Origin of the sequence: Flavobacterium suzhouense (assembly GCF_042684765.1) — a bacterium.
GTDB classification, from domain to species: domain Bacteria; phylum Bacteroidota; class Bacteroidia; order Flavobacteriales; family Flavobacteriaceae; genus Flavobacterium; species Flavobacterium suzhouense.
In genome coordinates, this window is the sequence record NZ_JBHUMD010000006.1 from 33,320 (window position 1) to 59,453 (window position 26,134).

Consider the following 26,134-nt stretch of genomic DNA (forward strand, 5'->3'; position numbering starts at 1 on the left):
CGTTATTTCAGTGTAAGGATATATTGATTTAATAGTTCAGAACATTTTTTTGCTCCCTGAACGTTGAGATGATCTACATCATAAAAATCATCATTATTAAACACTTTACTGCGAAAAAGATCAATATAATCTATATTATTTTCAAGGGCAATCATTTCACAGGTATTGACAATTTTTTGTCTTTTTTGAGGAATTACATTATCCGCATAGTAACTTGTAACAGGCATATTAACTAACAGAACCTTTATACCCTTCTTTTTACACTTTATTATAATATCATTAATCCTTGTCAGGTTTTTGTCAAAAGAAAGGGAACCGTCTTCATGTTGCTTCATTTTAACTACTGCAGCAGGAGGATTATTATACTCAGAAAGAACTCCATAATTAGCAGCAAACCCTAATGAATCAGTTTGTGCAATCGATCCTCGATTAAAAAAAGTTTTTATCGATACTTTATTGATAGTCGGCGGAGGCACTAAAGCTAAACTATATTTCTTTAAATCAAAACAAGAAATTTCAGGTATGTTTAATCCCATCTGAGCTTCATAAAAATATTTTCGCCATTGCATCTCCGGGTTGTTATCAGAGTGACTTAAGGTAGTATATTCGATAGCCAATATAACATATTTCAGTTTCTGAAAATGACCCAAATGTTTATCTAACAAGAGCTTATCAAAACATAATGTCTGGCTCACATTCGAAAGATTAAAAGTATTATATGTAAAAAAAACAGGATTTAACCCAAAAAAAGGATGTGAGTTTCCTAAAATCAAGACTTCACAATCATTATATCTTTTCATTACATTTTCATTTTTCATAGTATAGTTATTAGGAACTAGCCTGTATAAAGCTTCATTCATGCCCCACACAATACCTATAACTATTAAAAAAAAGCTACATTTTAGAAAAAACCTTTTCATTTTAAAATTTGAAATATATAAATGAATCTGACTCACCTGAAAAATAAAACACACATAACATCATAAATAAATAGATGCAATAACGAATCACCTTATATTTTATAAACGAAATATCAAGAATATGTTTTCTGTTTCTTTGAAGATATTCTATTCCTAAAAATAAAAACAGGCATAATAACATACCACGAGACATATCTGGCTTTACAAATAAAGATGTATTAAAAATACGTTTTAGGTAATGTATTGCATCACTAACCGATGAAGATTTAAAAAACACCCTTGCCAGTGTGAGATAAACAAACGTAAAACAGAATGCCATAAAACTTTTTATGTTTCCAAACAACATGGACCCATCCGTCTGTTTTTCTTTAGCAACCCATTTCTTGTAATAAATGTAACATATGTATAAAAATGCATGAGAAAAACCATAAATCACAAATGTCCACTTTGCTCCATGCCATATACCACTCACTACAAAAACGATTATGAGATTACGTATCTGTATAAAGTTGCCTTTTCTACTTCCTCCCAAAGGGAAATAAATATAATCTCTTAACCATGATGAAAAAGACATATGCCATCTCCTCCAAAACTCAGCTATGTTTTTAGCCAGATAAGGATACCTAAAGTTATCTTTTAATCTAATACCTAACAAAGCCGCACAACCAATTGCCATATGAGAATATCCTGAAAAATCACCATAAATCTGAAAGCTATATAATATCGTCGCTGCAAATAAAGAGCTTCCCGTTTGAATTTCATAAGAATCATATATTCGGGCTACAATGGGAGCACAATTGTCTGCTATTACCATTTTCTCAAACAACCCAAGCAATATCATTCTCATTCCATTAACCGCTAAAGGATAATCAAACAGCCTCTTTTTTTGTATTTGGGGCATAAGATGATTTTTACGCTCAATGGGGCCGGATATAAGTTGAGGAAAGAAAGCTACAAAAAGTAAAAAGGAATGTATATCATCTGACGCTTCAGTTTGACCACGATAGACATCAGTAATGTAACTTATGCACTGAAATGTGTAGAAACTAATCCCTACAGGTAAAAGAACCGTATAAAGGGAAAGCTCAAAATTGTAACCAAAAAAACTATATGTTCCTTTAAAGCTATCTATAAAAAAATTAAAATATTTAAACCAGCCTAATACCAATAAGTTTACTATTATTCCCGAAACAAGAACCAGTTTCTTTTTAGATGGAATTACATTTTTTATGCCTTTCCCCAAATAAAAGTTAAACAATGTAACCCCAAGAAGTAATAAAACAAACCTCCAATCCCAGCAGGCATAAAAAAAATAGCTTGCCGCTAAGAGAAATGAATTTTGAAGTTTTACTGTTTTACTGAATAATAACCAATAACCAATAAATAGTAAAGGGAAAAAAATCGCAAAGTCCAGAGAGTTAAATAGCATATTTAATAGCCAGAATATCTACTTTATTATAAGGGTTATCTTAATTATGAATTAGTATATGCTGTAAAAATAAACATTTATTTGGCAAATGCCTTTTCGACCTTTAGTAAACGTTAATTTTCAAAAATGTTGTTTTAGCTTAAAAAATTGAGAGTTAGCAAATAATTGTTATTTTTAAAAAAAATTAACGCTGTGAAAATAAGACTACTATTATTTTTTACATTTTTCGCTATAACTTCAGGATTCAGCCAGGTTGATATAACTCTTTATGAGCAATTCAACGGGAGGTATGACTTTACCTTTGTAGGAAACACACTTAACACTGCAGAGAATAATTTAACGGCAGTTGGAGACTGCTCAATAAATACATCCTCATCTGCGATTCTTAATCTGCAGCCGGATGACATAATTACGGCGGCTTATTTATACTGGGCCGGCTCAGGATCAGGTGATTTTGATATTAAATTAAACGGTACCGATTTTACCGCTGAACGCATATTTCCGCTGACGGCAATAACACTTGATGAGATACCACGACCCTATTTTGGTGCTTTTGCTGATGTAACAACCTTAGTTCAAACAACCGGAAACGGAACCTATACCTTATCTGAACTTGACCTTACACAGGTAGTAATCGACAATTTATATTGCGGAAATAAAACCAACTTTGGAGGCTGGGCCATTATTGTTGTTTACGAAAATGCTGTACTACCCTTAAACCAGCTTAATGTTTATGATGGGATGCAGTATGTCCCTAATTCCATTTCAATTACGCTTCCAAGCCTAAACGTAATTGATAATAACAATGCAAAAATAGGCTTTCTGGCATGGGAAGGTGATGCTAACCTTGCTATTAGCGAAACCCTTACTATTAACAATTCTGTTCTTAGTAATACTCTTAACCCTGCAACCAATGCCTTTAATAGCACTAACAGTGTTACTGGCTCATCTGACCTGTACAACATGGATCTTGATATTTATAACATTGAAGATTATATTGCTCCCGGAGATGAAACTGCTGAAATAGAATTATCATCAGGTCGTGACTTTGTAATGGTCAACGCTATTGTTACCAAACTAAACAGTGAATTACCTGACGCAACAGTGACCATAGATGATGAATTTAAAGACTGTGCTGCACAAACCTTACAGGTAACCTATACCGTTCATAACGATAACAGTACTGCTCCGCTGCCCGCCGGAACCATGGTAGCTGTTTACCTTAATGGCAACCTTATAACAACATTTGCTACTCAAAATGAATTACCTATTAACGGTAGCGAAAGCGGCACATTATTATTGCCACTTCCTACCGGCTTAACGGGCGAAGTTCAAATCATCTTTATTGTAGATGATAACGGAACCGGAGTGGGTAGTGTTACTGAAATAAACGAACAGAATAATTCGTACATACACACCACAACACTTTGGGCATTAGAACCCATAAATCCTGCAGATATAACCGTTTGCGAAACTGCCAGTAATACTAATGTGGGTATTTTTGATTTCTCGGGATACGAAGAGTCACTTAAAACAGACCCAGCGCAAACTGTTGCATTTTATCACACTCAAATTGGCGCTCAGTCTCAGGACACCAATGATGAGATAAACAATAGCGACAGCTATCTTTCTACTCAAAACCCTGAAACCATATATGTAAGGCTTGATGATCCGAATGGATGTTCTACCATAGCCTCGTTTGATCTAATTGCCATTGACTGTACATTCCCCGATGCAACAGTGGTGATTGATACTATTGTTACATCATGTGATTCAAAAGAACTACAGGTAACCTATACCGTAAACAATTTTAACAGTTCTGATATATTACCGGTAAATACGCCAATAGCTATTTACGCCAACGGAATATTGATCACAACAACAGTAACAGCCTCGGATATAGCTATAGATGGTAGCCTTACGGCAACGATAACCATAACCATCCCTGCTTCAATTCCTCAAAACTTCAATCTTACTTTTGTAGTTGATGATACCGGCAACGGAACAGGTATTGTCATTGAAACCGATGAGACCAATAATGGTTTTACACTGCCGTTTACGCTTTGGGTATCTCCTGTGCTGACACAGCCTCAGGATATAGAAGGCTGTGAAACGTTTAACGGTTCAGGCATTGGAGAATTTGATTTCTCAGCATACGCCGAGTCGCTTAAAAACAACCCTACAGATGTGGTTACCTTCCATTTGTCACAAGCTGATGCCGACAACAATACTAATGCAATTAATCCTCTTAATTATAATACTGTAACCAACACAGAAATTTATGTTAGGCTTACAGATGCTAATGGTTGTTATGATACCGCATCCTTTACGCTTATCATTATTGATTGTTATTTCCCTGATGCAACGGTGGTTATAGACGATGTATACAAACAATGCAATTCGCGTGTACTGCATATCCATTACACAGTAGCCAACTTTAACGGAACTGACGTACTACCGGCAAATACACCTGTAGCTATTTATGCCAACAGTCAGCTACTTACTATTGTAAATACCATTAACACGTTGGAAATTGGTGAAAGTGAACCCGGTTTTATAGAAGTAACAGTACCTTTAGGAATACCTTTGGACTTTGAATTAAAACTTACTGCCGACGATACCGGAAATGGTGTAGGCATTGTAATTGAAACGGACGAAACCAATAATGAATTTGCACAACCTGAAAACCTGCCGCTTTCTCCGGTACTGATACAGCCTGATGATATAGAAGTATGCGATACAGGTTTTGGAAATGCAACATTTGATTTTTCAGGTTATGCCGAATCACTGAAAAACTATCCAAATGAGGAAGTAACTTTCTATCTTTCTCAGCCTAATGCCGATCAGGATTTTGACCGTATATACAATACTTCAGATTATAAAACTGAAGAAAACCCAACACGCATATATGTACGCCTTTTTAATGGTACATGTCACACAACAGCTTCTTTCCTGCTGAAAACCAAAAAATGCAAACCTATTACACACAATTACCTGACACCTAATGGAGATGGGCTTAACGACACCTTTTTTGTCGAAGGCTTGCGCAACGTATTCCTGAACTTTAAGATGAGCATATATAACCGTTGGGGAACATTGATCTGGACAGGAAACCACAATACAGCCGATTGGGATGGTATAGCTGATGTTTCAAAAATTGGCTCAGAAGGCACCGAAGTACCTGTAGGCACCTACTATTTCGTACTGGAACTAAATGACCCCGATTTCCCTGAACCGATAGTTGACTGGGTATATGTAACGAAATAGATTGTTGCTTTGGATTTCTTTAAACTATGGAAATAAAAGACCTGAACATTCCTGAAATAGCGAAACTTTTTGATTACACTCAAAATGAAGACACGAAATCGTGCCTTAATAAAATGCTCTTTACACCCCTCTCCTCTTTACAAGATGCTATAGAGCGACAGGATATCCTTAAAGGTTTTATAGCCAATATTAGTCTTTTTGAAAACTATTCCTATTCACGAATAGATTTTAGGGAGACAGATTACTTTATAGAAAAATTTAGCGATGAATATTACCTGCCAAAAAATATAAAACTTAAGCTAAATCTTTACAAAACAATTTATCACGAATATCGTAGCAAATTTGTTCAGGTTGTGCTATTACTTAATCGACTTCATTCCTATGTAAAGAGCCTGCCGACGAAAGCATTCCCTGAAAACTATAAAAAGGAACTGCTTTCAATGGATGATTATCTCAGTAGCTACAGACTTAATTATTATGAGAACCTGATCCGTGAAAATAAACTAAGGATAAAACACATTATTGAATTCTTTGGATTAATTGCTGAAAAGAAAAGTAAAAAACTCGAAATAGCTTTTAAAGATGCTTACACTAGGTTTGAAACCTATATTTCTATCGCCAAGGGTATAAAAGCACATCAATTCTTTTTTCCGGAAATAGGGCATGCAAACCTTTCTGTTAACGATTTTTATCATCCGCTTTTAAAGTTACCTGTAAAGAATTCGCTGGAAACAAACTGTAATATTATATTACTTACAGGACCTAATATGTCCGGAAAATCTACATTACTGAAAGCTTTAGGTATATGTGTATACCTTGCTAATATTGGCTTAGCCATCCCTGCTTCTACAGCAAAAATTCCGTTTTATAACAATATTGATATTTTTATAAATCTTAATGATGATTTGCAGAGTGGTTACAGCCACTTTATGAATGAGATACAAAATCTTAAAAAAGTAATTACAAAAGCAGGAAGTGGCAAACCTGGGTTTACTGTTTTTGATGAATTATTCCGAGGTACAAATATAGATGATGCTTTGGAGATAAGCCGTTCCACACTAAAAGGCATGCTCAATTTCCCTAACTCCTTGTTCTTTGTTTCAAGCCATTTGCACCAGCTTACCCAAATAGAAGAAATAGCAGCAGGTAAAATATGCTGTATGCACCTTGATTGTAACCTGAAGAATGAAACACCTGAATTTACCTATCAGCTTAAAGGAGGAAGCAGTGACATAAAAATAGGTCGTATTCTTTTCGAGAAAGAGAACATGAAAGAATTACTAAAGCTGTTATAAAAGCTTATTTTCTATCTAAAGCCGGTAATGACCACTTATAGTTTACAGCCATTAGTCTTATTGCGATAATAACAGCGGAAACTACAGGATAAAGCACGTCTTCAGGTACATTTAACTTACGTAACAGGAAGAAAACACAGCCTCCTATAATACATATAGTAGCATAAATTTCTTTTCTAAAGATAACGGGTATCTCATTGCATAATATATCACGGATAACACCTCCAAAACAGGCTGTCATTGTACCAAGGGCAATGCAAATTACAGGATGGAGGCCACTTGCAATACCTTTTTCAAGACCGATAAGCGTAAACACCCCAAGCCCAATGGTATCGAAAAGGAAAAGAGAAACCCTTAACTTGTCAAGTTTCTTTCTGAAAATAAGTGTTACCACAAAACCTGCTATGATTACATACACAGAATCCAGATTACGCATCCAGCCTACGGGTGTATGACCAATTAGCACATCGCGAAGTGTACCCCCTCCTACGGCAGTTACAAATGCAATAACAAATACCCCAAACGGATCCATTTTTTTATTAATAGCAGTAAGGGCTCCAGATATGGCAAAGGCCATGGTTCCCAATATATCAAGAAGGTCAAACATTACATGTTTCGGGTATAGTAGTTATAATCGTGAAGTACTGTATCTACAAATGCCATAGCATTCTGAGAAACTGATTTTATGCCTGTAACTTTTTCTATCTTATCCTGTAATTTGTCTATCATTACAAAATCGGCATTCTTCACACTGGCTTCATACGTTTCTTTAATGATCCTGACATCATTATCAGTAAGTTTGATAACCAAAGGATAAACAGGAACATAATTATCCCTTACCTCTTTAAGTATTGTATGATTAATATTAATGCTGTTTTTAAGGGTAATTACAGCAGTTCCGGCAGCCATATCGCCAAGCCTCTGATTTTTATTGTTCACGATCATGCTGATAAGCCCGATAAAACTAAACGGAGGAGTTACTTCTACTATCCTCAAAATCCATCGGATAAGATAATCTCCAAAACCAGCCTGATAACCATCTATTTTAATAACCTTAATCTTCATTATCCTCTTTCCTATCGTCTGTCCTTCCATGAGAGCTTCCTGCCAGAGTGCATAAAACAGTACGGGCAACGATATCAATCCATGAACGGCACGCTCAGACCACGGATCGTTGGGTATCAGATCACCCAATCCAACAAGTTCTACCAAAACATAATATATAAGAACATAATAAGCTATAATAACAAGTAAATCAATTATATATGCCAGCATACGTTCTCCAACCGAAGCCGTATTAAAATTAATATTAACATTTTGCGTAGTAGTTATGGATAATTCTGACATATTTTATATTTTAGCTTTGTATGAGAGAAGTTGCATTTATAAAACAAAATAAAGAAAAATGGCTTGAATTTGAACAGGCTATTTTTGGTAAAGCTAAAAAAAATCCTGATGAATTAGCAAGCCTTTACATACATCTTATTAACGACCTATCGTTTGCACAAACCTATTATCCTAAAAGTAAAACGGTTGTATACCTTAACCATCTTGCTTCTATAACCTACCAAAAGATATACAAGACCAAACGCGAAGAAACCAATCGTATCGTTCGCTTCTTTAAGACCGAAGTACCTCTTATTGTTTACCAAAACAGGCGTTATATGCTTTATGCTTTTGCCCTGTTCTTCGTTTTTACATTTATTGGTGTGATTTCAGCATCTAAGGACGAAACATTTACAAGACTGATCGTTGGAGATGCTTATGTAAACATGACGCTTGAAAACATAGAGAAAGGCAATCCGGTAGCTGTGTATAAAAGCGGCAGCAACTGGGGAAGTGCCATCGGTATTACGCTTAATAATCTAAGGGTTGGAGCGACTTCTTTTGTTTTGGGAGTTTTTGGAGGTGTGGGTACGGTTTATATCCTTTTTAAGAATTCCGTAATGCTGGGCTCTTTTCAATACTTTTTTTACGAGCATGGTGTGCTTTGGAAAAGTGTAAGAGGTATCTGGATACATGGTTGTATGGAAATATTTGCCATAGTTGTAGAAGCCGGTGCCGGACTGATGTTTGGCGCATCATTGTTATTCCCCAAAACCTTTTCACGAATGGCCTCACTTAAAAACGGTTTTAAGAACGGCCTTAAAGTATGGTTTAGTACTATACCGTTTACTATTGCCGCAGGATTGCTCGAGGGGTTTGTTACCCGATACTCACCCGATATGCCTTTGTGGCTTAACCTGCTTATCATATTGGGCACACTTGCTGCCATATCCTATTATTATCTTGTATATCCATTTATTCTAAACCATAAAATCAAAAAATATGTTCCAACTGTATAAAGTCAGGAATTTTAATGCAATCATAAACGATACTTTTACCTTTTTTAAAGTTGCCGGTAAAAATTACTTCAGGAATTATTTCATCATAAACGGTCCGCTAATACTAATACTTATAGTAATTGGCTTCGTTTTCTTTAAAATATTCTTTGAGAACATCTTTTCAGGTGTAATCTCAACGGGTTCAACTGCGGCTGCAGACAACTTATTTTCAGATAATTTCGGATTGATGGTTACCCTTGGTATACTTACAGGAGTACTGGGACTTATAGCTGCTATTATCAACTACAGCTACCCGGTAATTTACCTGATGCTGATGGAGAAAAACGAAAAACCTGATACCAGAGAAATTATAAATGCCCTTAAAAAACGAATAGGTAAGGCTATAATTTTTGGGCTGCTCTCACTGGTTACATTTTTGCCTTTACTGGCACTGATATGCATCGTATCTTTTTTCCTTGCGATAATAATCATTGGCTTCCCGGTAGCCGTTATACTTATTGCAGCATTTACTTGCTGGATGTATCAGTCCTTCTACGAATACATAAGTACCGATAATAGCTTTTTCGGTTCTATGGAAGCAGGACACACTTCGGTTACACGAAGCTTTTGGGCTACTTCAGGCAGCACAGCTATTTTTTATATCATACTTTATGTAGTACAAATGATATTAGGATTTGCCGGTATGATCATAAATATGCTGTTTGGACTTGTAAGTGCCGGTCCTGATCTGGAAAATGCTGACCCAAATAATCTAATGGCTGCCATGAGTGTTACTATGATCGTTGCTTTTGTGATCCAGACCATTGCAAGCTTCGTGATGGGTAATTTTATATTCATAAACCAGGGTATGATCTACTACAGCTCAAAAGAGCAGGAAGACAATAAAACGCTTTATAATGATATTGACCTTATAGGACGTGAAGCTGAATAAATACATATTATATTTCCTTTTTACTACTGCGGTAGCCTTTGCACAGGATATTCAGAATGATTCGGTAGCCACCGAAATCACTGAAGAATTCATTGAAGATGAAACTGTTGCCGACACTACCGCTGCAGAGTATATTCCTGTAGAGCATACTTATGTAAACAGGTCATTTTCGCCTGGATTTGACGAAAAGTATAAAGCCGAATCTGAGTTTGATTACGAAGTGAAAATAAGGACTAAAACACTGTGGGACCGTTTTTGGCAAGCCATAGGTAATTTCCTTGATCGTCTCTTCTCTTCCGGCAATAACGCTACAGGAACTTCTGCTTTTGAAATTTTCATGCGAATTCTGGCTTTTCTTCTTATAGGCTTTGTGATATACATGATTGTGCGAGCCATACTGAATAAAGAAGGGATGTGGATTTTTGGACGTTCAGCCAAAAAAATCGAAAGCAGTGATGTTACTATAGAAAACATCCATGAACTTGATTTTAGCAAACTAACAGAAGAAACCAAAAAAGAAGGCAATTACCGACTTGCCCTGCGCTACTATTACCTCTGGGTCCTTAAAAAAATGTCCAGCAGGGAAATCATAGACTGGCACTGGGATAAAACTAACAGTGATTACCTGTATGAAATTAAAGACAATACATTAAGAAAAGATTTTGAGTATCTGTCTTACCTATATGACTATAGCTGGTATGGAGAATTCCAAATTGACAGCGATGCTTTTCACAAAGCTGAAAAAGCATTCCTGAAAACATTAAACACGATCTAGGATGAGCAGGAAATTGATAATATACTTTGTATTGGTGTCCCTGGTAATAGGACTGCTCATTTATGTGGATGCATCAAGGCCAAAACCTATAAACTGGAAGCCTACTTATGCCGCTAAAGACAAAATACCATTTGGGCTATATGTTTTTGATAAAGAAGCACCTCAGCTTTTTAAAGATGATTCTATAAAAAAACTACGCGAAACACCCTATGAATATTTTGACAAGCTATATAACTATACCACTAAGCAATATCGTTCTCCGGGAACATTTATCAGTATTGATGAAGCCAGTGATATCGATACCGAATCTGCTAAAGAACTTATTTATTTCGCCGAACACGGCAATACGGTATTTATAAGTTCAAAAATGCTACCGAAGTTTTTATTGGATACTCTTGAAGTAAAGGTAAAGGGTGATTTCTCTCTAAAGGACACCTTAAAACTGAACCTGACAAACAAAGGAACAGAGTATAACTATTCGCGTGGTGCCGGATTGATATACTTTGACAGCATAAAGAATAAAAAAGCAGAAATACTGGGTTACCAGCAGTATGGCAAAGACAAAAAGCCTAACTTTATAAAAATCCCTTTTGGAGAAGGTCAGTTCTTACTGCATACTCAGCCTGCCGTATTCAGCAATTACTATCTTTTACGCGATGGCAATTTTAAATATACCGAAGGACTGGCATCTTACATTCCTAAAGGGAATATATACTGGTACTCGCCATGGTTCGTGAAGAGAAATTTCGAATCGGACAATTCACTTCGCTATATACTGAGCCAGCCTGCACTTAAATGGGCTATGTGGCTGGGTTTACTCGCCATTATTGCTTTCGTACTCTTTAATGCCAAAAGGAGACAGCGCGTAATTCCGGAGATACACCCTTTAAGAAACACCACGGTAGATTTTGCAAAAACCATTGGCAACCTTTACTATATGGAGCGCGACCATCATACGATCATTGAGAAGAAAATAATTTATTTCCTGGAGCATATACGAACAGTATATCTTATAGACACATATAAACTGGATGAAGACTTTATAGAAAAGCTTCACTTAAAAACAGGAAAACCTGTTGAAGACATTAAAAAGACTGTCCGTTTGATACAGAAGCACAGACATGAGTTTACAAGTACCGAAGCTGATGTACTTGCAATAAATAAAGCAATTGAAAATTTAAGATAAATAACCAATCTATAAAATTATATATGGATACTTTTAATAACGAAGACCTGACGCCACAAAACGACACCAATGAAATTCAGAATTCAGGTGGTATCAATATAGAAAATACACCCGCCCAATCTGACAGTGAAACCATCAGCTTTCAGGCAAGGCTTGATCTTTCTGAACTTCAGGCCGGAATAGCAGCTATTAAAGCTGAAATCAATTCGGTTATAGTAGGACAGCATAAAATGATAGACCAGCTTTTGGTAGCCATCCTTTCTAACGGACACGTACTATTAGAAGGTGTTCCGGGTGTGGCTAAAACCATAACTGCAAAACTATTATCAAAAACATTATCGCTTCACTTCAGCAGGATACAGTTTACGCCCGATCTTATGCCTTCGGATATATTAGGAACATCAGTATTTGACTTGTCAAAATCGGTATTTAATTTCAAAAAAGGACCAATTTTCTCAAACTTTGTACTGATTGACGAGATTAACAGGGCTCCGGCTAAAACCCAGGCTGCATTGTTTGAGGTTATGGAAGAGCGTCAGATTACCGTCGAAGGTGTAACACACGCTATGGAAGCTCCTTTCCTGGTAATTGCAACGCAAAACCCTATCGAACAGGAAGGTACTTACAGATTGCCTGAAGCCCAGCTTGACCGTTTCCTTTTCAAGATAAATATCGATTATCCTAACCTTAGTGAAGAGATTGCCATCCTTCAGAGGGAAAACGCACTTCAGAACAAACAAAAGCTTGATAATATCAAACAGATATTATCTCAGGTTGACATCATAAAATACCAGTCTATTGTAAAACAAATAACAATAGAACCACAGCTGTTGGAATACATTGCCAAAATTGTAACCAACACCCGTGAAAATGCATTCCTGTACTTAGGGGCATCACCACGAGCATCTATTGCGATACTTAATGCTGCGAAAGGATTTGCTGCACTAAGAGGCAGGGATTTTGTAACTCCGGAAGATATTAAAGATTCTGCGGTTCCTGTATTGCAACACCGCGTAATGGTAGCTCCTGAGCGTGAAATGGAAGGCCTGACAGGTGAACAAATCATAAAACAAATAATTGACACCGTAGAAATACCGCGCTAATGAAGTGGTTCCGAAAAATATACCTTAATAATTTCCTGTTCTATGTGATAATGGGAATAATAGTATGCTTTGTAACGGCACAGTTTATCCCTTCGCTTTACAAGGCCTGCTGGTTATTGCTTTATATTACCCTTGGTTTTATCGTAGTGGATTTCCTGTTGCTTTTTGCGAGTAACCAACGATTTACAGCCCACAGAAAAACCCCGGAAAAGTTTTCTAACGGTGATGAGAATCCTGTTGTTATTGAAATGGAAAGCGGGTATTCATTTCCGGTAAGCATTAAGGTTATTGATGAAATTCCCCAACAATTTCAGGTTAGGAATTTTGAGATAAAGAGAAAAGTACCAGCCGGGACAAAAGACAGCTTCGAATACTTTTTGCGTCCGGTTGAACGTGGAGAATATTACTTCGGCAGCCTGAATGTATATGTATCCTCACCGCTTAATCTGGTATGCCGAAGATTCATTTTTGATAACGGAGCCATGGTACCTACCTATCCTTCTTTTATTCAGCTAAAAAAATATGACCTGATGGCTTTCTCTAATAAGCTATTTCAGTACGGCCTGAAAAAAATCCGCCGTATTGGTCATACCATGGAGTTTGAACAGATAAAGGATTATGTTTCGGGAGATGACCTGCGCACCATAAACTGGAAAGCTACTGCCAAGAAAAATCAGCTGATGGTAAACCAGTTTCAGGATGAACGTTCGCAAAACGTTTATATGGTTATCGATAAGGGACGTGTAATGAAAATGCCTTTTAACGGTCTTAGTCTGCTTGATTACGCAATCAATTCTACACTGGTACTGTCTAATATCATTCTGAAAAAACAGGATAAAGCAGGTATGTTTACCTTTTCTAAAAAAGTAGAGAACCGTGTGGCAGCCGAAAGACGTTCGAGTCAGATGCAGCGCATTCTTGAAACACTTTACAACGTTAAAACGAACTTTTTTGAGAGTGATTTTGGCCGACTGTATGGCGACATAAAGAAAAACGTTAACCAAAGAAGCCTTATATTACTGTATACTAATTTTGAGACTGTAGACAGCCTTAAACGCCAGTTACCCTATCTTAAAGGTATTGCACATAACCATTTGCTTGTTGTGGTTTTCTTTGAGAACAGCGAGCTGGATCAGTTGATCAATGGTAAAGTAAAAAATGTTCAGGAAGTGTACGATCAGGTTATCGCAGAAAAGCTTGCCTTTGAAAAAAGGCTCATCGTAAATGAGCTAAAAAAATACGGAATCCATTCGGTACTTACAAAACCTGAAAACCTCACTATTGAGAGTATCAATAAATACCTTGAGATAAAAGCAAGAGGTATTTTATAAATAATGATAAAAAGACCATGAGTGCAAAAAAAATAAATATAGATGCTATAAATATAGGCTTAATGTTTCTTGCACTCATACCTGCAATGCTTCTGCCATTTGAGCTTTTCCTGTTTGTATATGCTTTTTTGGGTCCGCTACATTACCTTACCGAGATTAACTGGCTACATAAAAAGAACTATTTTACTACTCAAAAGTACGACTATATGTTACTTTTAGTTCTAATAGCAATAATAAGCCTGCTAGTATTTACCCATACGACTTATAAGAATTATATAAGTTTCTTTTACTTTTTTGCTTTTGCAGCGGCCTTTAGTATGGTTATTTATAACAATTACATAAAAAAAATACTTCTTACGCTGGTCCTGCTCGCTGTAGGAAGTGTATTTTTCTATTTTTTTAATGACAGTTTTAAAACTGCATTTACTATTCTATTGCCGTCCTTAATACATGTATTTATTTTTACAGGTGCTTTTATAATTTTAGGTTCGTTAAAATCTAAAAGTAAGCTGGGTATAGTATCAACAGTTGTATTTGTGATATGTGCCTTAATAACACTTTTTGCATCACCCCGCACCGGACTCACTCATGTAGATGCAGAAGTATATAATATGTACGGAATTTTTAGGCCTATAAATGAAGTACTTGTTCGTTTATTCAGTTTTATGCAGGTAGATAATGCCAAAATTGCCATTTGGGCACCTGCAGGAATAAGCGAAAGAGATATGGAGATATTTTTTTCGGGTACCGGCATTAAAGTAATGCGCTTTATTGCTTTCGCATATACCTACCATTACTTCAACTGGTTCTCAAAAACATCTGTCATACAATGGCATAATACTAAAAGGATTAACATGATACTTATAGTACTAATCTGGATTATCTCAATAGTATTATATGCAAAAGATTATATGCTAGGGCTTAAATGGCTTTTTGTATTGAGCCTTGCCCATGTAATTCTAGAATTTCCTCTTAACAACCGAAGTTTTCTGGAAATAAAACAACAATTAACAGCAAAGTTTTCTAAGTAATCATTGTTAATTACCTTTGCTCTCTGCAACACTTACTTATGAAACAAATTACAAGCGCTCAGAATCCCTTTATAAAATCATTGGTTCAACTACAGGAAAAAGCAAAGGCACGTCGTCAAAGCGGTACTTTTTTGATTGAAGGCCAACGTGAGATCCAACTTGCCCGAAAAGGCGGTTACGAAATAGAGACTGTTTTGTTTCTACCGGATATGCTTACTGACAGTGTTGTTGCGTCTCTTGCCGGCAGGCATGTGGAAATGATTGAAATAAGTCGTGAAGTCTATCAGAAACTTGCCTACCGCGACACCACTGAGGGAATTATAGCTATAGCTAAAAGCAAGAGCCTTGAACTATCTGATTTAAAACTGGGAGATAATCCGCTGGTACTTGTTGCTGAGGCTCCGGAAAAACCGGGTAATCTTGGCGCATTGCTTCGTACTGCTGATGCCGCTAATCTTGATGCGGTAATTGTTGCTAATCCAAAAAGCGATATGTATAACCCAAATGTAGTACGTTCCAGTGTAGGCTGCTTGTTTACTAACCAGATCGCTATAGGTACCACTGACGAAGTAATCGCTTACCTTAAATCTAAAAACATCAATATCTTCTGTGCTACATTACAGGACTCTACCCAATACCACACACAGGATTATACGACTCCTACTGCACTCGTTGTTGGTACTGAGGCCACCGGACTTACGCAGGAATGGCGTGATGCCTCCACCAAAAATATTATTATCCCAATGCAGGGCGAAATCGATTCAATGAATGTATCTGTCGCTGCTGCCATACTTATTTTTGAAGCCAAAAGACAAAGAGGATTTTAACCAGCCAACAATGAAAAATATAGCCATCTCAGCCGATTTTAGAAAAAACACCATTAAAGCAGTCCTGTCAATAGGACTTTTTATTATCACTTACCTGGCACTTATCGCTGCTACCATAGGCCTTACAATTGGTTTATGCTACCTGGGCATAGGTTTAGTAAGCCTTAAAGCTTCAGGTATAACTTTTATGCTGGCCCTTGCTTTGGCGAGCATCGGATTTCTGATCATGTTTTTCCTTGTAAAGTTTATATTCTCACAAAAAAAGACAGATTGGTCGCATCTAACCGAAATTAAACGAAGCGATGAACCAAGATTATTTGATCTTATTCAGGAAGTCGTAAACGAAACCGGTACACAATTCCCTAAAAAAGTATATGTATCTACAGAAGTAAATGCATCGGTATTTTATAACTCCAGTTTCTGGAGTATGTTCTTTCCCGTAAAAAAGAATCTCCACATAGGTGTGGGACTGATGAATGCTGTTACGGTAGATGAGTTTAAAGGTATACTGGCACATGAATTTGGACACTTTTCACAGCGAAGTATGAAAGTAGGTAGTTATGTACATAATGTAAACCAGATAATACACGATATGCTGTACGATAACCAATCGTATGAATCGATGATAACAAGCTGGGCCAACATTAGCGGGTATTTTTCCTTTGCTACAGCTATAGGTATAAAAATCATAAGCGGTATACAGTTGATATTGAAACAGGTTTATAATGTTGTAAACATCAATTACATGGCCTTATCAAGGGAAATGGAATTTCATGCCGATGAGATCGCTGCCAATGTTGCAGGACCTCAATCACTGGTTACCTCGTTAGTAAGAATGGATCTTGCAGCTCATTCCTACAATGGTACACTAGACTTTTATGGCGGTAAGATTAGGGATTTAAAAAAACCTTCAGACATATTTCCTCAAATGCGCCATATCATGTTTTTTTGGGCATCAGAATATAAGCTGGATATAATTAATGGCTTGCCTAATGCCACACTTGCCAACAGAACTAGGTTCAATAAATCAAAAATAAGCTTTAGCGATCAATGGTCATCACACCCTAGCGATAAAGATCGTATAAACCGATTGAATTCATTAGGGATTACTAAACCGGATTCAGATGTAAGTCTTGCAACCATATTACTAACTGATCAGAAAAGCCTACAGGAACGCCTAACTGCAAAACTATTCCAAAACGTTCCTTATGAGGGCGAAACAAGCGAACATACACTTGTTGAGTTTACAGAGGAATATGAAAACTCCATCAGTAAAAATTCTTTCCCGAAAAAGTTCAATAACTTTTTCGATGATATTGACATCAGTGGTATAGACTATGAAAACGCGGCGCTTCCTGAACTATCTGAAGAACAACTATTCAGCAGAGAATCCGTTGACACCATATACCATTCCCTTGGAATGAAACAGGATATTACTACATTAAACAATATTGCTGCCGGACTCTATAAGATAAAATCTTTTGATTATGATGGCGAAAGACATACCATAGCATCCGCAAGCAATCTTCTTCAAAAAATTGAACTTGAACTTGCTGAAACGGATAAACAAATTGGAAACAATACAGCTTCTGTTCTTGGGTATTATTATAACATTGCCAAAAACAAAGGCCTTTCGGAAGAATTCAATTCTAAATACAGCCTTTACACTTCTTCATTCACCAAATTTGACGAAGATACAGCTGTGCTGAGGGAAATGTATGAACTGGCATCTTTTATCCATGAAACCACTCCGCTAGACGTCATAAAAAGGAAAATGGAAAAGGTGTATCACAAAGAAAGAGAATTCAGGGAACAGGTTCGCACCATACTGCAATCAGAAGGCAATGCTATCGATGAAGAAACAAAAGAAGTTCTCACTAAATATCTTGATAACACTGCTCCCTATTTTCATTCTGAAGCTTACAACGATTATGCTATCAGCTTATTATTTGGCTGCATGAACGCTTATAACACAGTATTGAACCGCATTATTTTTAATAATAAAAAACACTTCATAGATTTTCTGGCAACACTTACCGAAACGGGTAAGATAACCGAGACTACTATATAAAGTTCATTACCTTTTATTTACAATATCTGCAAACCAAAACTCACTATATAAGAAAGGCCGCTCATAAATGAGCGGCCTTTCTTTCAAAAATATAGTTATTAAACCTAAAAACTATTCCTGTCTGTTGATATAAATCCATCCGGTTTTACTTTCTCCCTGTTCTAATTCTATCATGTAGAAATAAGTACCTGTAGTAAGTTCATTACCGTTAGAATCCTGTCCTTTCCATTCGTTGGTATAATTTGTTTTGTTGTATACCTCTTTACCGTAACGGTTAAAGATGACAAGCTTTTTCACACCAAATGAAGTAAGGTCCAGTACATCATTAAATCCATCATTATTTGGCGATATACCTTTTGGTATCTCACATATAGTAGCTGTAACTATAAATTCAGCTTCGCCTGTACAACCCTCTGCAGTAGTAACAGTAACATCGTATATTCCCGGCATAGGAGCTACGAATCTGCGCTCAGCAGAAGTAAAGTTTTCCGGTCCTGTCCAAGCATAAGACGCAGTATCGGGGTTAAATGAACCTTCGTCATCTGTAGCCTCTATCCAGTAAACATTGTTTTCGCACCCATCAAGAACCAGAACATCAATTACTGTAGCATCCTGTTCAACAACAGCAGTTGCTGAATTATCACAACCATTTGCTGTAACTGTAACCGCATAAGTACCAAAAACTGTCGCCGTGATACTACTAGTGGTTTCTGAGATAGTGTTTCCATCCAGAGTCCAGGCAAATACAGCATCCTCAACATCAAAATTGTCCGGATTTACAGTTATGGTAATATCTTCTGCTCTACATGCAGTAAAATCACCCTCAAGCGTAAATTGCGGTGTAAGATCCTGAGCTCTTACCGTAAATGTTTTCACTGCAAAACAGTCGGTTACATTATCAGCAATCTTAACATAAATAATCTGTTCATTCTGAACCGTATTTGTGTATGGGCTTGCTAATGCATCCGTATCAGCTTCGGCAGCTTCAGCCGTTTCATGATAGGTAACTGTATAATCGGCAGTATTAAGTCCTTCCAGAATTACAGCAGTATTCGATTCAATATCAAATTCAGCAAAGCCGTCAACATCACATACAATAATATCTGCCGGATTTGCCGTAAGATCTGCGACTGACGGATAGAATTCAACAATCACGCTATCTTCCCTTAAACAGCTATAACCTGTAACATTAGCCGATAGAGTATACTCACCCGGTTCGCTTACTACCAGAGTAGCCGATGTTTCATTTGGTATTACAATACCATCGCGTTTCCACGTAAAATCGAATGTTCCATCATCAAGACCCGATTCAATTGTTGCTGTCTGCCCTACGCAAACCGCAGTGTTGGTAGACACAAGTAAATCTGCTCCAAGATCAACAGTTCCGGCGCCAACCTCAACACCTGCTTTGATAAACACACCTGAATCAAGGTTGTTATCTGTCTCAGCAATAGCAATTTTAATATGATAAGGCTGATTTACCTCAACATTAGCCGTAGCTGTCATCACAACAGTTTGCCCTGCAAATGATGTTTGTGAAAGATCCTGATTACCAAAAACATTGTACTGTCCAAACCATTCCAGATTGTAACCTGGACAAATATTAGGGTAACCTGCTCCACTGATGTTAAATACCGAAATTGGAATTGATGTTCCCGGAATCACAGCAATATTCTGTGTGTTTCCGTTAGCATCTGTCAGCAGGATAGCAAATGTATCATAGCTGTAACACTGTATAAAATCGCCATACTCTTCTGATGCAAACATAAAGTCAAGACTAAATGTTGGAAGTGACGGTACAAAGTCAAATTCGATTACAGAAGCGTTTGTAGACGGCTGGAATGGCGGCGCACCAAGGAAACCTTCCATAACAGCATCAATATCCGTATCACCTAACCAAACAGAAGACCCCTGCTCCATTGCCCTGTAGTCAGGTCCCGGAACCTTAGTAACATCTCCTGTTGTTAACACCAAACCTTCTTCAAAAGGAAAACCTGAACCATTTTTATTAAAGTAAGCAATACCATTAGGATTATCGCCGAATACATTGTCAGGATCCGGGTAATTTGTACCTGTTGACCATGTTATGTTGCTAATCTGGGCACAGCTTCCCTCAAAAAGGACATCTGTCACTAACTGTTCAACGGTATACTGCGTAGTGCTTACTGCTATTGGGGTAACAGGTACTTTTACACATATTTTAAATGTAGTTTCAACAGGCTCAAAATCAGTATTAAAAATCCTGATCTTGTATTTCCCTCCCACGGTAAGGTTTTCAAGTAATTCAGTAGAATTATATTCAGCTGATGCCGTATTACAATAGCTGATTGTTGTTAGATTACCACAGTCATCTCCCTGGTATACTATATAAGTAAATTGAGGTCCAACAATATCGATGAATGATACCGTATGTGTAGCTGATGTCGCTGTAAATTCGAACCATACATCCTCGTTTACGCTTACCCATTCACCACAAGGACTATCCTGAGGTGTTGATGTTGTAGCGCCTTTAAGCGTACCGGAAGCATATACATCACAAATAACACCAGTGTTAACCGGAACTGTAACCGGTGCAGAGCATTCATCATTTGTTATAAGTGTAACAAACTGAGCCTTGTCTGACATTACGCTCGATTCAGTACCACTACATACTGCTTTTACTGCAAGATTATAAAGTGTACCCGATGTAAGCGGAATACCGTCAGGTAAAGCCGTAAGTGTATAAGGAAGAGCATTAACAACAATACCTGTTGCAGGAACATCTTCTCCCTGTACATTTACAAAAAGTTCCCATTGGGTTTCATTATTACCCGGTGTCCATGTTATCTCTGCCGATGTAGCAGTAATATTGCTTACCTCTATTAATTGTGGTTCCGGACAAGTAGGCATAGGCTCTACTATCACATTATCAATCATAAGATCAGAACCAAACTCTACTGTTGAAGGTATATGCCATGCAATATATACCGGACCTGTATAAGTTGTAAGAGAAACAGTTTTTACCAGATAATTTTCATTCGTATATATTGTTTCAGGAACAAGCACTTCCGTAAAATCAGCAAGATCTGTACTGCCCGTTGAAAGCATTACCCTAAATCCTGTACTTCCTTCATCAGCGCTACCTATCCTGTAATGATATTTAAGTCTTTCATTTCCTGTAAGCGTTATTGCAGGAGATATTAGCCAGTCATTGTTTTGGGCTGTACCCGTATATATTTTTGCAGCTTCATCACCTTCATAAGCCGGCATATCTGAGGTTGCCCAAATTGACCAGTCACCGTTTCCGTTTACTATAGTCCAGCAAGATTCTGTAGCAGAATCGCTGTTGAATCCTTCACTGAAAGGTATCGCAAAAGCTGTACATTTTGTCTGGAAATAGTAGGGCCCTTCCCAAACACTCTTATTGTTTGTACCGCAAACGGCGCGTACATATACTGCTTGTTGTGTATCAGGAAGAAGCGATGTCGCATCAAAATATGGATTGCTTACCGGAGTTCCTGTAACTGTATTAGAAGGAGTTCCAATTACTGAAGCTGTTCCAACAAGGATTTCCCATGCTGTTTCGTTGTTACCTGCAGTCCATGCTACATGGGCTTCTGTATCTGAAACTGAATTTACTACAATATCTGATGGTTCAGCACATGCCGGCATTTCCTCAACAATTACATTGTCGATCATAAGTTCATAACCTCCATTAAAGCCTGAAGGCACATACCATGCAAAGTAAACAGACCCTGCCGGAATAGTAGCAACATTAATGACTTTCTCAGTCCACGCACTGGTTGCATAGCTTGTTAGCGGTGAAAGTTCTATTGTAAAATCTTCAGGATTTTTCCCTGTAACCGAAGCCATTACTTTAAAAGCAGCCGCTCCGCTATCCTGGGTTTTATAATGGAATTTAAGTCTTTCATTACCTGTAAGTAATATAGCAGGCGAAATCAGCATATCATCATTGGTCATCGAATAGCTAACGTCAAATTTAGCCGACTGGTCACCCTGATAATTATCCATAGTAAAATCTAAATCCCATACTATAGTATCGCCATTATTATCAAGAACCGACCAGCAGAATTGAGATCCGGAACCAGAATCGAAACCTTCTGAATAAGGAACTATAAATGCATCACATTGCGTATTGAATACTAATGGTCCTGCCCAACTACTAAATGTACCATCATTACAGTCTGCACGAACATAAAATTCGTATTGTGTAGACGGGTTAAGGTAGCTTGGCGTAATTGGATTATTTACAATAGTTTGTCCTGCTCCCATAGGCAATCCCTGTCCCACAGGTTGTATAACATATTGCCATGATGTAGCCGCCGAATCCCATGCCAGCGTAATACTATTGCTGGTAGGCGCAGTAGCGGTAAGGTTTTCCGGTTTATCACAGTATTCCTGCTGTATACTAAGCGTAAAAGCTGTAGTTTGAGCAAACCAGGTTGAAACTACTATATAATAGGTAGTACCGGCAGTAACGCTCATAGAAGTAATATTAAGATCCGGAGCAGGCGTTACATAGCCATTAACAGCCCCAGCATAACAAGCGGTACCAACATTAGCACATGAGGTATAAACAAACACTCCTGTATAAGCTTCTGTAATACCCGACAAATTAATGCTTATTGCACCCGTTTCCGTAGCAGTATATGCATAAAACACATCATTCCCATTAAGGTATTTCTGGCTTGTAGGTGCACAGCCTCCTGAAGCGCCATTTATCAAATCAAAATAAAGAGCCGTATCATCGGCACCCGCATAAGGAAGTGAAGTTATGTTTTTAGGATTCTGACAGTTATCACCCGGTTTAAAGGTCAAAAAAGTCACCGGAATTGTCCATTCGCTATGTCCTCCATCCGGACATATTGCTTTAATATAGAATTTGTATTTAGTTCCCGGTGCAAGGTTTTGAACTACATAAGGTTGTACATCATTATAAGGCACACCTACACCTGTAGGCGCCAGAGCGTCTTCAACAATCTCAATCTCAAAATCATTAGCTCCTCCCGGATTATCCCATGTTATTTCTGCTGATGTTTGTGTAACATTATTTACAACAATATTTTCAGGCATAACACATTCCGAAACTACCTGAACATCATCAATTAGCCAGCGGTCACCATTATCACTTAGTATTACAAAAGCAACACGAATATCCGTATTCTCATAAATAGCAGGTATTTCTACTACTACTTTATTGTATTGCTGCTGCACAGTATTAATTTCAAGCTCTGTCCACGACTGCAGCTCAACATAGCTGGCAAGGTTATCGGCATCTGCCCCTTCAGGAAGAATCTTAACCTTATATACAGACCCCTGATCCAAAGCCATTGTTAGCCTTGAATAGAACTCAATACGTCCATTTACCGGTGAATTGAATAGAGGTGTAACAAGATAATCTTCAGGTATACCTGTAGCAACGTTCTCCGGGTTCAGATACGCCGCATACAATCCCGTATAAGGCGGAGTATTTGTATTAGCGGCATTGGTTTGCGCCCATTGCGTATTTGTTCCGATGTTGTTTTGAAGAATTTTCCAGTTTGGAGGTCCCTGGCCGGGCACCCAACTCTCAAAACTCTCAAGAGCCAGCTGTGCATTGCTACTTAATGAAAATAGCAGTACGAATAAAAAAAATGAAATCTTTTTCATACACATTTCCCTTTTTTTGATTGTTAGTTTAATTAGTAGTTTATTAATGTAGGCAAGTTTATGAACCGATTACTAACAGAAAATAATCTGATTAAAGCTTCAATAATTTGAGCTATTAATCATTCCCTGAAGAATCACACCACAACATTAACAAAAAATTCACGCATTATTTAAAATGCGCATAACAATCGGCTAGGAAACAGTCGGACAAATAGCCTAAAAAATGCGACAACCACAACCTATAGAGCTGATATATAATCAAATATATTTACATTGACAGGTAATTCCATTTTATGCGCAATACGCTCTTTTCGTTTTCTGCAAGCTTCTATTGTTATGTTAAGAATAGAAGAAATTTCTTTCACACTAAGATTCATGTAGATGTAAGCCACAAAGCGGATGTCATTCGCAGTCAGGGTTGGATGAAGTGTTTTTAAACGATTAAGAAATCCCTGATTCAGCTCTTCGAAATGCGTTATAAAATCATCCCATTCGTTGTCAATTCGAAGTTGGCTTTTCAGGGTCTTGATTTGGTTGGCTAACGAAGTATCTTTAGACAGTTTAGTTTTTTTAGAAAGTGAAACCAAAATGTCTTCTATAAGCTGATTCCTGTCTGAAAGATAAAGTGCTTTAGCAGACAATTTTCTGTTACGGGTCTCAATTTCATTTTTAAGTCGTTCCTGCTCCAGTAATGCATTAGTTTCATTTTCCCTGAATTGTTTTTCAAGCAACAGGTTGTCATTCTTTTCTTTTTCCAGTTCAAGAGCTGTAATACGCTGATTACGCTCCGCTATCAGTTTCTTTTGTCTTAATATAAATACCGTAGCGGTTAGCGCAATAATAAAAAAAGCAAGCAGAGAGTAAATGATTCTTCGCGTTATAACCTCCTTTTCCTGATTTAAAGCAAGTTGGTTCTTATATTCCTGCATTTCAAATTTTACCCTGCTGTTTTCAAACAACCTTCCGTTCTTCACTTCATTAAGTTCTTCAGTCGCACTCAGCACAGAATCTTTAAATTTAACAGCATTACGAAAATCATTACTCTTACCATAAATCTCGGCGAGCAGCTCAAAAGTTCGCTTTCTTGTTTCAAGATCAGGCTTTTTATTTAAAATACCAAGAGCATTTTGAGCCGCGACGTCATAGTGGCCTTCCTTAAAATAACTTTTAACTATTATCTCATTAAGAGGTATTGCAATATCGTTATAAGCAACATCTTTTGTATTCTTCAATAATTGTAAAGCCTCTTCTCTGGCAACAGCAGTTTTACCCTCAAGCAAATCAGCTTCTGCAAGAATCATTTCTGCTGCAACCACAGACCTTGGCCAATACTGCTTGAGGTTAGGCATAGCTTCCGTAATATAGTTACGGGCCTGAACCGGATTTTCAAGTATATTTTCAACATTAGCAAGGTTTATCAGATAAATACCAAGGCTTTTAAATTTTCCCTGTTTAGCAGCATCATATACTTTTCTGTAATAGTCTCTTGCCTTTTCATAATTTTTATCAGCAGTATATAGTATCGCAATATTATTAAGCGCAATCATCTCAAACTCCGGATCCAGCTCCTTTACGGCAAGATTATATGCTTCAAGGCAATAATTTAGCGCCTCACCATAATCCATCATTGCAATATAATTATGCCCTGTATAATTTATCGCATGAAACAACTGTTTCTTCCAACGGTTTTTTTCCGCCATAGAACGTGCCGTAGCCAAAACCTCTAGCGATTTTACATAATCCTTATCCCGTGTAGCCTGCTGCCCTACTTTTAAGAGCGAATCGCATTGTGCCACAGTCTGCGCATTTAAAGACAACGCACTTAGCGATATGAAAAGAATAAGAAGGACTATTTTACAGTTTTTTAATAAATGCATTTGGGATAGGAAGTCTGTAATTGAAAGTTAGATTCAAATATACTAATAAACCTTTTAAAAGTAAACTTATGTACATCCGCAGAAAACCTTGCCTAAA

General features: G+C 37.3%; 17 protein-coding genes. 11 read left to right on the top strand and 6 right to left on the bottom strand.

Annotated features, from left to right (window positions below; genetic code table 11):
- Positions 1 to 2: 2 nt before the first annotated feature.
- Together ACFSR3_RS04955 and ACFSR3_RS04960 are read right to left on the bottom strand one after the other, a co-directional pair.
- Positions 3 to 818: a hypothetical protein gene (locus tag ACFSR3_RS04955; protein WP_379819979.1), complete on the bottom strand. Its 816-nt coding sequence runs from the start codon at positions 816 to 818 to the stop codon at positions 3 to 5.
- A gap of 103 nt (positions 819 to 921) precedes the next feature.
- The gene (locus ACFSR3_RS04960; protein WP_379819980.1) at positions 922 to 2,349 is read right to left on the bottom strand and encodes an MBOAT family O-acyltransferase; all 1,428 of its coding nucleotides are present in this window, start codon (positions 2,347 to 2,349) and stop codon (positions 922 to 924) included.
- A 192-nt stretch (positions 2,350 to 2,541) separates the two neighbouring features.
- Between ACFSR3_RS04960 and ACFSR3_RS04965 the strand changes: the two genes are divergently transcribed.
- Positions 2,542 to 5,616 carry a T9SS type B sorting domain-containing protein gene (locus tag ACFSR3_RS04965; protein WP_379819981.1) on the top strand — a complete coding sequence of 1,025 codons (3,075 nt, stop codon included), beginning with the start codon at positions 2,542 to 2,544 and terminating at the stop codon, positions 5,614 to 5,616.
- Between the two features lie 26 nt (positions 5,617 to 5,642).
- Positions 5,643 to 6,911 (top strand): MutS-related protein, encoded by a 1,269-nt coding sequence (locus ACFSR3_RS04970; protein WP_379819982.1) that lies wholly within the window; start codon positions 5,643 to 5,645, stop codon positions 6,909 to 6,911.
- 4 nt (positions 6,912 to 6,915) lie between these two features.
- On the opposite strand, the gene ACFSR3_RS04975 is transcribed toward ACFSR3_RS04970, so the two are convergent.
- Together ACFSR3_RS04975 and ACFSR3_RS04980 are read right to left on the bottom strand one after the other, a co-directional pair.
- A complete protein-coding gene (locus ACFSR3_RS04975; RefSeq protein ID WP_379819983.1) occupies positions 6,916 to 7,518 on the bottom strand; it encodes a trimeric intracellular cation channel family protein in 603 nt (200 codons plus the stop codon).
- A complete protein-coding gene (locus tag ACFSR3_RS04980) occupies positions 7,518 to 8,258 on the bottom strand; it encodes an RDD family protein (protein ID WP_379819984.1) in 741 nt (246 codons plus the stop codon). The genes ACFSR3_RS04975 and ACFSR3_RS04980 overlap by 1 nt, the downstream gene beginning before the upstream one ends.
- Before the next feature lie 20 nt (positions 8,259 to 8,278).
- On the opposite strand from ACFSR3_RS04980, the gene ACFSR3_RS04985 reads away from it, so the two are divergent.
- From ACFSR3_RS04985 to ACFSR3_RS05025, 9 genes are read left to right on the top strand one after another with little or no spacing between them, the layout of a single operon-like run.
- Positions 8,279 to 9,256: a stage II sporulation protein M gene (locus tag ACFSR3_RS04985; protein ID WP_379819986.1), complete on the top strand. Its 978-nt coding sequence runs from the start codon at positions 8,279 to 8,281 to the stop codon at positions 9,254 to 9,256.
- The gene (locus ACFSR3_RS04990; protein WP_379819987.1) at positions 9,240 to 10,187 is read left to right on the top strand and encodes a hypothetical protein; all 948 of its coding nucleotides are present in this window, start codon (positions 9,240 to 9,242) and stop codon (positions 10,185 to 10,187) included. Before ACFSR3_RS04985 ends, ACFSR3_RS04990 begins: the two co-directional genes overlap by 17 nt.
- Positions 10,174 to 10,962 carry a DUF4129 domain-containing protein gene (locus ACFSR3_RS04995; protein ID WP_379819988.1) on the top strand — a complete coding sequence of 263 codons (789 nt, stop codon included), beginning with the start codon at positions 10,174 to 10,176 and terminating at the stop codon, positions 10,960 to 10,962. The genes ACFSR3_RS04990 and ACFSR3_RS04995 overlap by 14 nt, the downstream gene beginning before the upstream one ends.
- 1 nt (position 10,963) lies before the next feature.
- The gene (locus tag ACFSR3_RS05000) at positions 10,964 to 12,148 is read left to right on the top strand and encodes a DUF4350 domain-containing protein (RefSeq protein ID WP_379819989.1); all 1,185 of its coding nucleotides are present in this window, start codon (positions 10,964 to 10,966) and stop codon (positions 12,146 to 12,148) included.
- A 23-nt stretch (positions 12,149 to 12,171) separates the two neighbouring features.
- Complete coding sequence (locus tag ACFSR3_RS05005; RefSeq protein ID WP_379819990.1) at positions 12,172 to 13,251, top strand: AAA family ATPase; 1,080 nt, start codon at positions 12,172 to 12,174, stop codon at positions 13,249 to 13,251.
- Positions 13,251 to 14,582: a DUF58 domain-containing protein gene (locus ACFSR3_RS05010; protein ID WP_379819991.1), complete on the top strand. Its 1,332-nt coding sequence runs from the start codon at positions 13,251 to 13,253 to the stop codon at positions 14,580 to 14,582. The genes ACFSR3_RS05005 and ACFSR3_RS05010 overlap by 1 nt, the downstream gene beginning before the upstream one ends.
- 17 nt (positions 14,583 to 14,599) lie before the next feature.
- On the top strand, positions 14,600 to 15,613 hold the full coding sequence (locus ACFSR3_RS05015) for a hypothetical protein (protein WP_379819992.1): 1,014 nt from the start codon (positions 14,600 to 14,602) through the stop codon (positions 15,611 to 15,613).
- A 38-nt stretch (positions 15,614 to 15,651) separates the two neighbouring features.
- Positions 15,652 to 16,440, top strand: a complete 789-nt coding sequence (locus tag ACFSR3_RS05020; RefSeq protein ID WP_379819993.1) for a TrmH family RNA methyltransferase — start codon at positions 15,652 to 15,654, stop codon at positions 16,438 to 16,440.
- Positions 16,441 to 16,450: 10 nt separating this feature from the next.
- Positions 16,451 to 18,511 (top strand): M48 family metalloprotease, encoded by a 2,061-nt coding sequence (locus tag ACFSR3_RS05025; RefSeq protein WP_379819994.1) that lies wholly within the window; start codon positions 16,451 to 16,453, stop codon positions 18,509 to 18,511.
- A gap of 111 nt (positions 18,512 to 18,622) precedes the next feature.
- Here ACFSR3_RS05025 and ACFSR3_RS05030 read toward each other — a convergent pair whose 3' ends face one another.
- Positions 18,623 to 24,160 carry a choice-of-anchor J domain-containing protein gene (locus ACFSR3_RS05030; protein WP_379819995.1) on the bottom strand — a complete coding sequence of 1,846 codons (5,538 nt, stop codon included), beginning with the start codon at positions 24,158 to 24,160 and terminating at the stop codon, positions 18,623 to 18,625.
- Positions 24,161 to 24,399: 239 nt separating this feature from the next.
- A complete protein-coding gene (locus tag ACFSR3_RS05035; protein ID WP_379819996.1) occupies positions 24,400 to 26,037 on the bottom strand; it encodes a tetratricopeptide repeat protein in 1,638 nt (545 codons plus the stop codon).
- Positions 26,038 to 26,134: the final 97 nt, after the last annotated feature.

What these genes read in the sequence shown, in the direction of transcription:
- ACFSR3_RS04980 (WP_379819984.1), bottom strand. Translation starts at nt 8,258, where the DNA reads ATGTCAGAATTATCCATAACTACTACGCAAAATGTTAATATTAATTTT.
- ACFSR3_RS05010 (WP_379819991.1), top strand. Translation starts at nt 13,251, where the DNA reads ATGAAGTGGTTCCGAAAAATATACCTTAATAATTTCCTGTTCTATGTG.
- ACFSR3_RS05015 (WP_379819992.1), top strand. Translation starts at nt 14,600, where the DNA reads ATGAGTGCAAAAAAAATAAATATAGATGCTATAAATATAGGCTTAATG.
- ACFSR3_RS05005 (WP_379819990.1), top strand. Translation starts at nt 12,172, where the DNA reads ATGGATACTTTTAATAACGAAGACCTGACGCCACAAAACGACACCAAT.
- ACFSR3_RS04990 (WP_379819987.1), top strand. Translation starts at nt 9,240, where the DNA reads ATGTTCCAACTGTATAAAGTCAGGAATTTTAATGCAATCATAAACGAT.
- ACFSR3_RS05025 (WP_379819994.1), top strand. Translation starts at nt 16,451, where the DNA reads ATGAAAAATATAGCCATCTCAGCCGATTTTAGAAAAAACACCATTAAA.
- ACFSR3_RS04985 (WP_379819986.1), top strand. Translation starts at nt 8,279, where the DNA reads ATGAGAGAAGTTGCATTTATAAAACAAAATAAAGAAAAATGGCTTGAA.
- ACFSR3_RS04970 (WP_379819982.1), top strand. Translation starts at nt 5,643, where the DNA reads ATGGAAATAAAAGACCTGAACATTCCTGAAATAGCGAAACTTTTTGAT.
- ACFSR3_RS04955 (WP_379819979.1), bottom strand. Translation starts at nt 818, where the DNA reads ATGAAAAATGAAAATGTAATGAAAAGATATAATGATTGTGAAGTCTTG.
- ACFSR3_RS04960 (WP_379819980.1), bottom strand. Translation starts at nt 2,349, where the DNA reads ATGCTATTTAACTCTCTGGACTTTGCGATTTTTTTCCCTTTACTATTT.
- ACFSR3_RS05030 (WP_379819995.1), bottom strand. Translation starts at nt 24,160, where the DNA reads ATGAAAAAGATTTCATTTTTTTTATTCGTACTGCTATTTTCATTAAGT.
- ACFSR3_RS05020 (WP_379819993.1), top strand. Translation starts at nt 15,652, where the DNA reads ATGAAACAAATTACAAGCGCTCAGAATCCCTTTATAAAATCATTGGTT.
- ACFSR3_RS05000 (WP_379819989.1), top strand. Translation starts at nt 10,964, where the DNA reads ATGAGCAGGAAATTGATAATATACTTTGTATTGGTGTCCCTGGTAATA.
- ACFSR3_RS05035 (WP_379819996.1), bottom strand. Translation starts at nt 26,037, where the DNA reads ATGCATTTATTAAAAAACTGTAAAATAGTCCTTCTTATTCTTTTCATA.
- ACFSR3_RS04975 (WP_379819983.1), bottom strand. Translation starts at nt 7,518, where the DNA reads ATGTTTGACCTTCTTGATATATTGGGAACCATGGCCTTTGCCATATCT.